The following is a 13570-nucleotide window of genomic DNA, read 5'->3' on the forward strand; positions in this document are numbered from 1 at the left end:
TTGGATTGTCAAAACATCACTATCAAACTCATTCAATGGTAGTTAAGAAATCGTAGAAGCTGCCGCTTGGGGATCAATACGGTATACTGCTTGCACGCTTAAACGGCTATTTCCACCTTCGTTAAAGTAGCCGTAGACAAGACGAAAACCAAGGAGCTGTTACTCCATGACCGTGATTCGCCAGGACGACGTGATACAAAGCGTTGCCGATGCTCTGCAGTATATCTCTTACTATCATCCTAAAGATTTTATTGATGCCATGGATGCAGCATATAAACGGGAACAAAACCCGGCTGCAAAGGATGCTATCGCGCAGATTTTGATTAACTCAAGAATGTGCGCCACTGGCCATCGGCCTATATGCCAGGACACGGGTATTGTTACCGTCTTCGTTCATGTAGGCATGAACGTTACCTGGGACGCGGATATGAGCCTGGACGACATGGTCAACGAAGGTGTTCGCCGCGCTTACCAGCTGCCCGATAACGTGCTGCGTGCATCCGTACTGGCAGACCCGGACGGGAAGCGCCAAAACACCAAGGATAATACGCCTGCTATTATCCACCACAAGCTGGTGCCTGGTGATAAGGTCGACATTCACGTTGCGGCAAAAGGCGGCGGTAGTGAAGCGAAATCCAAGTTCGCGATGCTCAACCCCTCTGACAGCGTTGTCGATTGGGTCATGGAGCAGCTTCCCAAAATGGGGGCAGGGTGGTGCCCGCCGGGCATGTTGGGTATTGGGATTGGCGGTACGGCTGAAAAAGCGATGCAGATCGCAAAAGAGGCACTGCTTGACCCTATTGATATTCAGGACCTGCAAGCACGTGGCCCGAGCAACCGCGCTGAAGAACTACGGTTAGAGCTTTTTGATAAGGTCAATAAAAGTGGTATTGGCGCTCAGGGTCTCGGTGGCCTTACCACGGTGCTGGATATTAAAGTAAAAGATTACCCGACCCACGCAGCGAATAAGCCGGTTGCGATCATTCCTAACTGTGCGGCAACTCGCCATGCGCATTTCACGCTGGATGGCTCAGGCCCTGCAGCGCTTGACCCGCCGAAGCTGGAAGACTGGCCAGAAATTACCCGTGAAATGGGTGATAACGTGAAGCGCGTTAATCTGGATACCGTAACACCCGAAGAAGTTAAAACCTGGCAGCCCGGTGATACGCTGTTACTGAATGGCAAACTACTGACCGGTCGAGATGCTGCTCATAAGCGCATGGTGGATATGCTGGCGAAAGGCGAGCCACTGCCTGTTGATATGAAAGGCCGGTTTATCTATTACGTTGGCCCAGTTGATCCGGTACGTGACGAAGTGGTGGGGCCAGCAGGGCCCACAACGGCGACACGGATGGATAAATTCACGCGCACCATGCTCGAAGAAACCGGGCTTTTGGGTATGGTCGGTAAAGCGGAACGTGGTCAAGTAGCCATAGATGCAATCCGCGATAACGAGGCTGTCTACTTGATGGCGGTGGGTGGCTCGGCTTACCTGGTCGCTCAGGCAATTAAAAAATCCCGGGTCGTCGGTTTTGAGGACCTGGGGATGGAAGCCATCTATGAGTTTGAAGTAGAAGATATGCCGGTCACCGTAGCGGTTGATAGCCAAGGCACTTCGGTTCATCAAACCGGACCGGCCAAATGGAAGGAGATTATTGCTCAAACGGCATAAGGCGGTCTGTGCTGTGGAGTGATTAAATTACAGAAGCCCCGTTCATACGGGGCTTCTGTGCATTGAGAACCATAGCGATACCCTGTTTGAAATATCCATACGTTTAATGGAGATGTAGGTATGGTCTCTTGGCTGCTAGGGACAAGCATTATGCTGATACACCTGTTAGGGGTGATGTCGGCGATCATGGCGCTAATGTCTAGCCGGACATCACAAGGTGCCGTCGCGTGGATTATCTCTCTTCTTACCTTTCCTTATATCGCCTTACCGGCCTATTGGTTCTTTGGTCGGCCGCGCTTTTATGGATACGTAATGGCCCGTGGGGAGCGCGATAGCGTGTTAAGGCGTGTGCTTGCTCGCTACCAGGAAAGCTCCTTACCTTATTTAGTTCCGTTTTCTAATTCTGATACACAAGCAGTAGAGCAGTTGGCCATGATGCCTCTCACTCGGGGCAATAGCGCTGAGTTGCTTATTGATGGTGACGCCACGTTCAATAGCTTGTTTAACGGTATTGATGAAGCAGAGCACTATTTACTGCTGCAGTTTTTTATAGTGCGAGATGATGCGCTGGGCCGCCGTCTTCAACAGCACTTGCTGGGTGCCGTACGCCGCGGGGTGCGGGTGTATTTTCTTTACGATGAAATTGGTAGTCGCAAACTCAATGAGGGCTATCTTCGGGAACTGGCCGCAGAAGGCGTAGAAGTCAGCCCGTTTCGCTCCTCAAGAGGCTTTAAACATCGCTTTCAGCTCAATTTTCGTAACCATCGCAAGGTAGCTGTTATCGATGGTAAGCGGGGTTGGTTAGGGGGCTTTAATGTGGGGGTTGAATATCTGGGCCAGGACCCACGCCATGGGCCTTGGCGAGATACGCACCTGGTACTGGAAGGGCCCAGCGTATTGGGGCTACAAGAAGCTTTTTGGGAAGATTGGCACTGGGCAACGGGGGAGGTCACCAGCTTGAATTGGCAGGCGGAAAGCCACCCTAATATTGATCAGAATGTTGTTATTGTCCCTTCAGGCCCCGCGGACAAACAGGACACCGCCAGCCTGTTGATTCAGCAATTGATTCATAGTGCAACGCATCGACTATGGGTCACCAGCCCCTATTTTGTACCCGACCAAGGCGTTCAGGATGCGCTACGCTTGGCTGCTATGCGGGGAATTGACGTACGAGTGATGATTCCCGAGCGGCCAGACCACCTGCTGGTATTTCTCTCGGCCTTTGCTTTTTTGGCTGATATGTTAAAAGCAGGCGTTAAAATATACCGTTATCAACCCGGCTTTCTACACCAAAAAGTAATTCTGATTGATAATGATGCCGCCACCGTAGGTACGGTAAACTTGGATAACCGTTCATTTCGCTTAAATTTTGAAATTACAGCGTATATTCCTGACACCATATTTGCCGCCGAAGTGCACACCATGTTGGTGAAAGACTTTAATGATTGTCGGCGTATCACAATTGATGAAATTCAACAGCGTCCATTATGGAAAAAAGTAGTATCACGGGCGGCGTATTTAATGTCGCCTGTCCAATAGCAATAATCGGCAAAGGAGTGTTGGGTGAATCTTGAAACAAAATGGCTAGAAGATTTTGTCGCACTTGCGAATACACGCAGCTTTTCAGCGTCTGCCCGCCAGCGTCATGTTACTCAACCTGCTTTTAGCCGCCGCATTCGAGCACTGGAACAAGCCATTGGCGTAACCCTTGTTGACCGCTCAACAACCCCCGTAGGGCTTACATCAGAAGGGCAGTTGTTTCTGGTGACGGCGCGAAACCTCGTTGAACAGCTTAACGAGTCATTAAGTCATTTGCGTGGCTTGTCGATTGCCAATGAAGCACTTGATATTGTGGCCGCCCACTCATTGGCATTAAGCTTTTTCCCCCCTTGGATTTCACGCCTTCAGAAAGGCCTTGGGGAGCTGCCAACGCGTTTGGTCGCCATGAATGTAGGCGAAGCGATCCACGTGCTGCGTGAAGGTAATTGCGATCTCATGCTGGCCTATTATGACCCCTTTGCCACTATGCAGTTGGATGCCGAGGTTTTCCCGTCCTTCTCGATAGGCAAGGTCAATATGCTGCCCGTCTCGCTACCCGACGAGACGGGGAAGCCCTGTTTTTCGCTGCAGCAAGAGGCCTCAATTCCCTACCTGGCTTATACCCAGGGCGCTTTTTTAGGGCGTAGTGTGCGAATGTTGTTAAAGAATGACCCTTTGCGTATGAAATTACGTACGGTTTATGAAACCGCCATGGCAGAAGGATTAAAAGGCATGGTGCTTCAAGGTATTGGAGCGGCATGGATCCCTGATTTTTGTATTCGTGAAGAGCTCAAAAGTGGGCGCTTGGTCAGAGCCGGTGATGAAAGTTGGGACATACCGCTCGAAATTCGCCTTTATCGCTGCTCGTTGGTACACAAACCAGGCGTTGAGAAGCTTTGGCGTCAAATGATGAAGCTGCCACGTGATTTTTTACAAGCGTAATGGGTTAAGTTGACGTGCTGAAGTCAGCAGGCAGGCCAAGAAAGTTTTGAATAATAAAAAAATGATCTTCGAATAGGCTGTCTGGCTCTAAATCAGCCAGTGCCACCCACCGTGCATGATCACCGCCTTTAACGGGTTTTAAACGTGGCAGCTGTTGGTCTGGGCGTAGTGCAAAGTAGAAAGCTTCCGCTAGCGTGCGTCCTCGCCAGCTTCGGTGCGGCTCATCAAAAAGGCGCTGCCCACGTAATGATCCTTTTAGAACGGGTTCTGGTACTTTCAAGCGCAGCCGTTCCCTGAGCTCCCGCAAGCACGCATCCAGCAGTCGCTCATGAGGGTTAATGAATCCGCCAGGCAGCGCAAACAACCCTTTACCGGGTGCTGAATTACGGCGCACCAGAAGTACATGCCCGGATTGCACAACCACCGCATTCACGGTAACAAAAATAGGTGGGTAGGGAGCATGTGACCAGGCTTGATGGTACTGGTCCAGTAGTCGTTGCTCTTCCAGTAATTGTTGATAGGCGCTTTCGCGACAAAATTCGCTAACGCGACTGACCACGCCGGGCGGCAGGTCATGATAAGCCCCCGTGCTCAAATAATCGTCTGAAGCGCTTGGCGATCGAAATAGTCGTTCACGAATCTGGCTGGCTGAAATGCCTTCAATCAGCGGAACGCTGACGGATTCCCACTGCGGAAACAGAGACAAGTAGTAGCTTGACTGGCCACGGCTTGCACCAATCAAACCAATGCGTGGTAAACGAATATTAGCCGGTGCGGCCAAGTCTCGTACCTTTCGCTGTACATCTCTTACCCAAACATCATCGTTATACAGAGCATCCAGCAGCGGCGTGATTTCTAACCGCTGGTTATCAGCGTCATCAAACCCGGAACGAATCATTGCCTGGCGTTCATCAAAGCGCCATGGGTTTCTCAGCGAGCGCGCCTGCCATGCAGAGCCTACCAGTACAATGACCTGACGTGCCTGATTAAGCGCTTCACGGATAACGGCCAAGTGGCCTAAGTGAGGAGGCTGAAAACGCCCAATAAATACCAAACAATCAAAGGTGTAATCAGGCGTAGAGCATGTTGCATCAAGGGCCATGGTGCTTCCTTTAACATTTGGTCAAATAACAGCGTCATTATGAAGAGAGCGGTTCAGCGGTGCAATCTGGCGAAGGCTACGTACTGCACCCGTATTGGGTATGCTGCTAAGCTATTGCACATAAAGGTATCCATCAATGACGCAAGGGACTGAATATGACTAAAGACACCCTCACTTTTTGGTGGAAGGTGGTTCAGGATGCAACGAAGCTATGGTTAGAGCGTCATGCGTTTAGCTTCGCGGGCTCATTAGCGTTTTATACGCTTTTTTCATTAGCCCCTACTGTCATTATTGCCGTTGCGGTTATCGGTATTGTCTTTGGTGAAAACGCTGCTCAGGGGCAAATCGTGGCCCAGTTGCAGGACTCACTGGGTACCGATGTGGCCTCCGCGATTGAAGAGGCCGTTATCCACTCTCGGTTCGAAGAGTCTGGTGTATTGCCTTCTGTGTTAGGCGTTTGTGCTCTGTTAGTCGGTGCAACAACCGTCTTTGCGCAAATGCAGCTTTCACTGAACACCATATGGGGAGTGATCGCCAAGCCGGCCAGTAACAGCTTGTTTGTATTTATAAAAACGCGCTTTTTATCGTTAATGGTTGTCTTTCTCATTGGTTTTATTCTATTAATTTCGTTGGTATTAAGTATTGCTTTGCGAAGCATCCTGCAAATGGCAGGTGATCTTGTCCCGCTCGCGGGCTATACCACGACACTATTGGACTCTCTTGTGTCACTTGGCGTCGTTACCTTGCTATTTGCTGCTATTTTCAAAGTGTTGCCCGATGTAGTGCTACGTTGGCAGGATGTCCTAACCGGGGCTGTTGTCACGGCCGTACTGTTTACTATCGGCCGCACCGTAATTGCGATTTATCTCACCTATACCGCAACGGCATCGACATACGGCGCTGCCGGGTCGGTGGTGATGGTATTGCTCTGGGTGTATTACTCGTCACTTATTTTATTGTTTGGTGCCGCCTTTACACGCTCGCTTTTACTGCGTCGAGGCAGAAAGCTTATTCCGCGAAACAGTGCCGTTCAGGTTAGGCAGGAAGTCTTGGAAACAGAGGCGTTTACGCCCAGGATAGCAGGAGACGAATAGTGTCAGCGTGTTGCATAAAAGCCTTGGTCACCGGAAAAGTGCAGGGCGTAGGGTATCGCCGCGCCGTTCAAAAGCAGGCGTTACCGGCGGGAGTAACCGGTCATGCCAAAAATCTGGCGGATGGTCGGGTTGAGGTGCTTATGTGTGGCGAGTGCCATCATGTAAATATGCTGGTGGAGTGGCTTTGGCAAGGCCCTGCTAATGCGCAGGTAACCCATGTTGAATATGAGGCATTAGCCCAATGCCACGCTCCTGATGCTTTCACGACGCATTAGGCTAATATTTATTTTAGGCTTACCTGGTGTGCTTCCAATGAGCAATATTATCCGCCGTTAGGGCGATAATATTCTGGCGCGCTTCTGGCGTTACCCATGCATTGTGCGGGGTGACAATCAGATTGAGTGGTTCATCCAGCGCTGCCAATAGTGGATGCCCCTCCCTCGGTGGCTCTACAGGAAGCACGTCTACGGCTAACCCGCCGATACGCCCTTGGCGTAATGCCTCAAGCGCCGCTACTTCATCAATAATGCCACCGCGAGCGCAATTTACGAGCAGAAGGGACGGTTTAGCCTTGGCCAAGCGCTCTTGGTTAATAAGGTGCTGCGTATCAGCATTAAGCGGGCAGTGTAGGCTGATAATATCGGCTTCAGGCAGCACGTCATCGAGAGAAGGGCGTGCGTCGTTAGCTTCATGACCGGGGCGTGCCGTAAAGGTCACCTGAAGGCCAAAGGCCTCCGCCAAGCGCGCCACTTCCGTTCCCAGTTCGCCCTGGCCCACCATCACCAGCCGCTTGCCCGCTAACTGTAGCGTTACGTGGTCCTGGAGGCAGAAAAAGTCGCTTTGCTGCCAAACACCTTTGGCGACTTCCTGTTGGTATAGAGGTAGCCGGTTTGCCAGGTTAAGTATCAGCATTAATGTGTGCTGCGACACGCTTGCCGTGCCGTATGCCGCGACATTCTTAACGCTGATATTAAGTGCTTTTGCTGCCTCAAGGTCGATATTATTTAGACCAGTAGCCATGACACAAATCAGGCGAAGCGAAGGCAGCTGTTTTAACGTTTCCGCATCCAGTACCACCTTGTTTACTAATGCGATGTCAGCATTTGCCAAGCGCTCTTTAGCTTGTTGCGTTGTACTTTGATCGAAGACATCCAGTTGAGTAACCGCACCGCGAATAGCGCTTAAATCTATTTGAGGCCCAAGACTTTTCGCATCCAACATGACCGCATGAGGCATTTTATTCTCTCCAGTTGCTGCCAGGGCTTGTTAACCTTGCTCGGCAGGGGGCACAAAAGGGTATAATATTGACGCTTTATCAACCGCAGCCTTGGATTTTATATCGACAGGCTACATATTCGCAGCTGACTGCGTTTATATTCGACAATATTCTGTCGTCGTTGAGCTTTCAGGAATTATCAACATGCCTATCTATGAATATGAGTGCAAGGCCTGCGGCCATCGCATGGAAAAATTACAGAAAATCAGCGCAGATCCGTTAAAAGAGTGCCCTGCGTGCAATCGTAATGACTTGGCGCGGCTTGTATCCGCGGCAGGGTTCCGCCTGGCGGGCGGTGGTTGGTATGAAACCGATTTTAAAACGGGAAGTAAAAAGAACTTGGTCGCTGATGCAAAAAGCACAACGGCTAACACCAGTGCTAAAAGCGATACTACTTCCACGTCAAAAGACTCTGCAGTTTGACTGTAGCGGTCGGGGCCTGGTTGGCCCAAGACACCTTATTTGCCACGAAACAGAACAGGATTTGACATGCGCAGCCATTATTGCGGCCAGCTAAACGAGACATTGGTAGATCAAACGGTCACCGTTTGCGGATGGGTACACCGTCGTCGCGACCACGGCGGGGTAATTTTCCTCGATATGCGTGACCGTGATGGCATCGCTCAGTTTGTGGTAGATCCGGATACTGCTGATGCATTTGCCAATGCCGATCGTGCGCGCGGTGAGTATGTTCTGCGTATTACCGGCCGCGTTAGGCTGCGCCCAGAAGGTACCCAAAACCCCAATATGCCCACCGGCATGATTGAGGTGCTAGCCAAAGACGTTGAAGTGTTGAACACCGCGGCCACACCGCCGTTCCAGCTTGATGAGCATGGTAAGGTGGGTGAAGAAGTTCGCCTGAAGCACCGCTATATTGATCTGCGTCGCCCTGACATGATCGAAAAACTGCGTCTGCGCTCGCGCATTTCGCATAACGTCCGTGCGTTCCTGGAGAATCAGGGCTTTCTGGATATCGAAACGCCGATCCTAACGCGCGCGACGCCCGAAGGTGCCCGAGATTACCTGGTACCTAGCCGTACGCATGCGGGTAACTTCTTTGCACTGCCTCAGTCGCCACAGCTCTTTAAACAGCTGCTGATGGTGGCGGGCTTTGATCGTTACTATCAAATTGCCAAGTGCTTCCGTGACGAAGACCTGCGCGCCGACCGTCAGCCTGAGTTTACTCAGATTGATATCGAAGCGTCGTTTGTCGAAGAAAACGATATCATGAGCATCACTGAAGACATGATTCGTCAGCTCTTCCAGGAAGTGCTGAGCGTTGAACTGTCAGAATTTCCGCGCATGACCTGGCAAGAAGCTATGGACCGTTTTGGTTCAGACAAGCCGGATCTGCGTATTCCGCTTGAACTGACCGACGTTGACGACCTGATGAAACAGGTCGATTTCAAGGTTTTCTCTGGCCCCGCCAGTGCCGATGATGGCCGAGTAGCCGCGCTTAAAGTACCGGGCGGTGCCAAGCTCTCGCGTAAGGAAATCGACGAATATACCAAGTTCGTGGGTATCTATGGCGCGAAAGGGTTGGCCTGGATCAAGGTCAATGAGCGTGCCAAAGGACTTGAAGGGCTTCAGTCGCCTATCGTCAAGTTCATGGAAAACATCGTTGAAGAGCTGCTTGATCGTCTTGGCGCAGAAGATGGCGATATCATCTTCTTCGGTGCTGACAAAACGCGCATCGTTAACGAAGCCATTGGCGCGCTGCGCGTTAAGCTGGGTGCTGATCTTGATCTGTACACCCAAGCGTGGGCACCGCTGTGGGTGGTCGACTTCCCGATGTTCGAGGCGGATGACAATGGTCGCTTAAGCCCGTTGCACCACCCGTTCACCGCGCCGTCCTGCTCGCCGGAGGAGCTCAAGGCTGACCCGGCAAAAGCGCTTTCACGCGCCTATGATATGGTGCTCAACGGTACCGAGCTGGGTGGCGGCTCTATCCGTATCCATAATCAAGACATGCAAAGCACGGTGTTTGAGATTCTGGGTATTGGCGAGGAAGAAGCCCAAGAGAAGTTTGGCTTCCTGCTGGACGCACTTCAGTACGGTGCACCGCCTCATGGTGGTTTGGCCTTCGGCCTGGACCGCTTGGTGATGTTAATGGTCGGTGCCAACACCATTCGTGAAGTTATTGCCTTCCCGAAAACGCAAAGCGCCGCTTGCTTAATGACGGATGCACCTGGTGAGGTTAGCCCAGACCAGTTGAAAGACCTTAATATCCGCTTGCGTCAAAAAGCCAAGCCTGAAGCAGCCAGCGAGTAAGCCTGGCGCTATTTGATGTAACGGCTATGAGTTGCACAATGGCTAAAAACACCGACGCCCCGGCGTCGGTGTTTTTGTATCAGTGCTTTTTGTGGTGTGGAATTTGTAACCTTGAGCGGATAAACGTTAATGGATAAAGCAGGCGCTGCGTTACCCGTGCGTATATTAGGCATCGACCCTGGGTCTCGAATTACTGGCTATGGTGTTATTGATCTTGTCGGTGTTAAACCCGGCTATGTTGCTAGCGGCTGCATTCGCACCTCAGAAGGGCCGCTGGAGCAGCGTTTGGCGCAAATATACGCAGGACTAAGCGAAGTAGTGGGTTTGTACAAACCCACAGATACTGCGATAGAGCGCGTTTTTATGGCTAAAAACGTCGATTCAGCGCTAAAGCTGGGGCAAGCGCGTGGTGCTGCGTTGGTATGTATGGCAAACCACGGGCTAAGCGTCGCCGAATATGCCGCACGGCGTATCAAGGAAGCAGTAACCGGGCAGGGAGGCGCAGATAAAGAACAGGTTCAGCACATGGTGACCGCGCTTTTAACGCTGTCTGCCACACCTCAAGCGGACGCGGCAGACGCCTTGGCCATCGCATTAACCCACGCTTATACCAACAATGCAGTTTCCAGTACGCCTCGTGGGCGCGGGCGGCGCGCCTCTACAGGGCGCTGGCGACTTTAACGACCACTGGTCACTTGTACAGAGTAGCATTATAGTAACCGTCTGTTTTTACTATCGCGAGCGTATTTATGATTGGACGTCTAAGTGGCTATTTGCTGGAAAAACAACCGCCCTGGATCGTTATTGACGTTCATGGCGTGGGTTATGAGCTTGAGACTTCAATGAATACGCTTGTCTCGCTTCCTGCATTAGGCGAAAGCACATCTCTGTATACACATTTAACCATTCGTGATGATGCCCACCTGCTGTACGGGTTTGCGCGACAGCACGAACGCGCTCTTTTTCGGGCGCTGATTAAAGTCAACGGTGTAGGTCCCAAGCTAGCGTTGGCGATCTTGTCAGGAATGGATGAAGACGCCTTCATGCGCTGTGTTCGTGATGATGACAGTAAGGCGTTAACCAAGCTGCCTGGTGTTGGCAAGAAAACCGCCGAACGACTTATTATCGAAATGCGTGACCGTTTTCCTGAATGGGAGCAAGGTGCTGACGCGCCGCTTGCCCTGGAAGGCGCCAATGGGCAACCGAGCCGTAATAACCTGGCCGATGCCGAGTCCGGGCTCGTTAGTCTGGGCTACAAGCTAGCCGAAGCCAGTAAAATGCTCTCAGACCTTGACCCACAACAATCGGCAGAGGCCTTGATCAAGGCAGCGTTAACACGGCGAATGAGCGGTTGATTGCGGTCGCCGTTTTGCCGTCACCCAGTGCAAGCAGATCGCCAGATATTCAAAAAGAGCATCTATGTTAGAACATGATCGGTTGATAGCGGCTGAACCAGAACAGGGAGAAGGGCGGATTGATTATGCCATTCGCCCCAAGCGGCTGGATGATTACATCGGCCAGCCACGGGTTCGCGAGCAGCTTGAGATATTTATTGGCGCAGCCCGATTACGCGAAGAGAGCCTTGACCATACCCTTGTATTTGGCCCACCAGGGCTAGGTAAAACCACCCTGGCCAACATCATTGCAACGGAAATGGGCGTAGGGCTTAAGTCAACGTCTGGTCCCGTATTGGAGCGTGCAGGCGACTTGGCTGCCATGCTGACCAACCTTGAGCCAGGCGATGTCTTGTTTATCGATGAGATCCATCGGTTATCGCCCGCCGTTGAAGAAGTCCTTTATCCCGCCATGGAAGACTTTCAGCTGGATATCATGATTGGTGAAGGACCCGCTGCACGATCCATCAAGCTGGACTTGCCGCGTTTTACGCTGGTGGGGGCGACGACCCGCGCAGGTCTTTTAACAGCACCGCTACGTGATCGGTTCGGGATCGTTCAGCGGCTTGAGTTTTATAATCTCGAAGAACTCACTGAAATTGTGACCCGTTCAGCTCGCCTGTTGGGTGTAAAAACCAACCATGAAGGCGCGGTTGAGGTTGCCCGGCGCTCCCGAGGGACGCCACGTATTGCCAATCGCTTGCTGCGCCGAGTGCGTGACTACGCAGAAATTAAAGGGGATGGCACCGTAGACGTGGCATTGGCGGATGCGGCGCTTAATATGCTCAATGTGGATCACTATGGTCTGGACCACATGGACCGGCGGCTGCTGCTCGCGATGATCGATAAGTTCGAAGGCGGCCCGGTAGGCGTCGACTCTCTCTCGGCCGCCATTGGAGAGGAGCGCACAACGATAGAAGATGTCATTGAGCCGTATCTTATTCAACAAGGGTTGATGATGCGCACGCCGCGCGGACGTACCGTTACGCGTCAGGCATGGCGGCACTTTAACCGCGTTCCCAACGAGCACTCGGTTGATATGGAAGGGGAGCGTCGCCCATGAGTACTTCGTTTTCAATGCCTCTACGTGTTTATATGGAAGATACTGACGCTGGCGGCATTGTCTACTACGTTAACTACTTGAAGTTTATGGAGCGAGCGCGCAGTGAGTGGCTGCGCGAGCAAGGACTCAACCAGCAAACGTTACTAGACGAAGGCACGCAGCTAGTGGTATATCGCTTAGCTTGTCACTATGCGAAACCGGCTCGCCTGGACGAAGCGCTTGAGATAACCGCACGCGTCATTGATATAGGGCGATGCCGAGTAACGTTTGAGCAGTTTGTAATGCGCGGTGAGGAACTCCTATGCAGCGCGACAGTCGAGATAGCGTGCTTGAGCGCTGAACGGATGCGGCCCAAAGCCTGGCCCGCTTTTTTTCAGTCCCAGCTACAAACGTTAGCGATTTCTTAATATTCGATTTCTTAACAGTCGATTTCTTAACACTGCGGTTTCGTAATTTAGAGACCACTACTTGTCGGGCTTGACCGGCAATCATTGATTGATGAGGGCACCTGTGAACGATAACACCATGTCCATCCCGCACCTGATTATGAATGCCAGCACGGTTGTACAGCTGGTAATGCTACTCCTGGTGGTGGGGTCAGTCCTCTCTTGGGTGGTGATTTTTCAGCGCAGTATTGCGCTGCGCCGCGCCAAGCGGGAATACGACCAATTCGAAGAGTCGTTTTGGTCAGGTGTCGACTTAAACGAACTTTACCGAGAAATACCAGCTGATGACCCGCGCCATGGCGCCGAACATATCTTTCAGTCTGGGTTTCGTGAATTCAACCGACTAATGCCAAAAACTCACAATGCCGACACCGTGCTTGAAGGTGTGCAGCGCAGCATGCGCGTTGCCTGGTCACGCGAAGAAGACCGTCTGACTCAACACCTGGTGTTTTTGGCAACGGTTGCCTCTGCCAGCCCCTATATCGGCTTGTTTGGTACCGTCTGGGGCATCATGGGCTCTTTCCAGTCCCTTTCAATGACCCAACAAGCGACACTGGCAACCGTAGCACCCTGGATCGCCGAGGCACTCATTGCGACCGCTATGGGGCTTTTCGCGGCTATTCCCGCTGTTATCTTCTATAACCGCTTATCTAACAGTGCGTCTCGCTTACTCGGTAAATATGAAGACTTTGCCGAAGAGTTTCACGCTATCTTGCATCGTAATTTGCAAGGCCGTGATGGCAAGCCTAGCGCCAGTTAAGGGAGTTAGCC

At 51.8% G+C, this 13570-nt stretch carries 14 protein-coding genes; 12 read left to right on the forward strand and 2 right to left on the reverse strand.

The features are described 5' to 3' along the window. Positions 1 to 166 precede the first annotated feature (166 nt). The 3 genes from INT20_RS02645 to INT20_RS02655 all read left to right on the forward strand — a co-directional run bounded on the left by INT20_RS02645 (position 167) and on the right by INT20_RS02655 (position 4153). The gene (locus INT20_RS02645; RefSeq protein WP_172116596.1) at positions 167 to 1672 is read left to right on the forward strand and encodes a fumarate hydratase; all 1506 of its coding nucleotides are present in this window, start codon (positions 167 to 169) and stop codon (positions 1670 to 1672) included. A gap of 120 nt (positions 1673 to 1792) precedes the next feature. Further along, positions 1793 to 3211: a cardiolipin synthase gene (cls, locus tag INT20_RS02650; protein ID WP_193053534.1), complete on the forward strand. Its 1419-nt coding sequence runs from the start codon at positions 1793 to 1795 to the stop codon at positions 3209 to 3211. A gap of 24 nt (positions 3212 to 3235) precedes the next feature. Continuing rightward, entirely contained in the window at positions 3236 to 4153 is a 918-nt protein-coding gene (locus tag INT20_RS02655; protein WP_087105473.1) for a LysR substrate-binding domain-containing protein, read from the forward strand. Positions 4154 to 4157: 4 nt separating this feature from the next. Here the strand turns inward: INT20_RS02655 and INT20_RS02660 are convergent, their stop codons facing one another. Next, a complete protein-coding gene (locus tag INT20_RS02660; protein WP_193056387.1) occupies positions 4158 to 5255 on the reverse strand; it encodes a bifunctional nicotinamide-nucleotide adenylyltransferase/Nudix hydroxylase in 1098 nt (365 codons plus the stop codon). A 155-nt stretch (positions 5256 to 5410) separates the two neighbouring features. Between INT20_RS02660 and INT20_RS02665 the strand changes: the two genes are divergently transcribed. Together INT20_RS02665 and INT20_RS02670 are read left to right on the forward strand one after the other, a co-directional pair. Next, positions 5411 to 6349 (forward strand): YihY/virulence factor BrkB family protein, encoded by a 939-nt coding sequence (locus tag INT20_RS02665; RefSeq protein ID WP_172116599.1) that lies wholly within the window; start codon positions 5411 to 5413, stop codon positions 6347 to 6349. Further along, positions 6349 to 6624, forward strand: coding sequence for an acylphosphatase (locus tag INT20_RS02670; RefSeq protein ID WP_193056388.1), 276 nt, complete (start codon positions 6349 to 6351; stop codon positions 6622 to 6624). Before INT20_RS02665 ends, INT20_RS02670 begins: the two co-directional genes overlap by 1 nt. A gap of 19 nt (positions 6625 to 6643) precedes the next feature. On the opposite strand, the gene INT20_RS02675 is transcribed toward INT20_RS02670, so the two are convergent. Beyond that, complete coding sequence (locus tag INT20_RS02675) at positions 6644 to 7585, reverse strand: D-2-hydroxyacid dehydrogenase (protein ID WP_193053537.1); 942 nt, start codon at positions 7583 to 7585, stop codon at positions 6644 to 6646. A gap of 184 nt (positions 7586 to 7769) precedes the next feature. Between INT20_RS02675 and INT20_RS02680 the strand changes: the two genes are divergently transcribed. The 7 genes from INT20_RS02680 to tolQ all read left to right on the forward strand — a co-directional run bounded on the left by INT20_RS02680 (position 7770) and on the right by tolQ (position 13559). Further along, on the forward strand, positions 7770 to 8048 hold the full coding sequence (locus INT20_RS02680) for an FmdB family zinc ribbon protein (protein WP_193056389.1): 279 nt from the start codon (positions 7770 to 7772) through the stop codon (positions 8046 to 8048). A 66-nt stretch (positions 8049 to 8114) separates the two neighbouring features. Beyond that, the gene (aspS, locus tag INT20_RS02685) at positions 8115 to 9896 is read left to right on the forward strand and encodes an aspartate--tRNA ligase (RefSeq protein WP_193056390.1); all 1782 of its coding nucleotides are present in this window, start codon (positions 8115 to 8117) and stop codon (positions 9894 to 9896) included. Between the two features lie 129 nt (positions 9897 to 10025). Continuing rightward, a complete protein-coding gene (ruvC, locus tag INT20_RS02690; protein WP_193056391.1) occupies positions 10026 to 10577 on the forward strand; it encodes a crossover junction endodeoxyribonuclease RuvC in 552 nt (183 codons plus the stop codon). A gap of 68 nt (positions 10578 to 10645) precedes the next feature. Continuing rightward, positions 10646 to 11251, forward strand: coding sequence for a Holliday junction branch migration protein RuvA (gene ruvA / locus INT20_RS02695; protein ID WP_193056392.1), 606 nt, complete (start codon positions 10646 to 10648; stop codon positions 11249 to 11251). Between the two features lie 64 nt (positions 11252 to 11315). Beyond that, complete coding sequence (ruvB, locus tag INT20_RS02700) at positions 11316 to 12353, forward strand: Holliday junction branch migration DNA helicase RuvB (RefSeq protein ID WP_172116606.1); 1038 nt, start codon at positions 11316 to 11318, stop codon at positions 12351 to 12353. After that, on the forward strand, positions 12350 to 12760 hold the full coding sequence (ybgC, locus tag INT20_RS02705; RefSeq protein WP_172116607.1) for a tol-pal system-associated acyl-CoA thioesterase: 411 nt from the start codon (positions 12350 to 12352) through the stop codon (positions 12758 to 12760). The genes ruvB and ybgC overlap by 4 nt, the downstream gene beginning before the upstream one ends. 118 nt (positions 12761 to 12878) lie before the next feature. After that, a complete protein-coding gene (tolQ, locus tag INT20_RS02710) occupies positions 12879 to 13559 on the forward strand; it encodes a protein TolQ (protein WP_216657971.1) in 681 nt (226 codons plus the stop codon). The last annotated feature ends 11 nt before the right edge of the window (positions 13560 to 13570 follow it).

The organism is Halomonas citrativorans (assembly GCF_014898005.1).
Taxonomy (GTDB): Bacteria; Pseudomonadota; Gammaproteobacteria; order Pseudomonadales; family Halomonadaceae; genus Vreelandella; species Vreelandella citrativorans.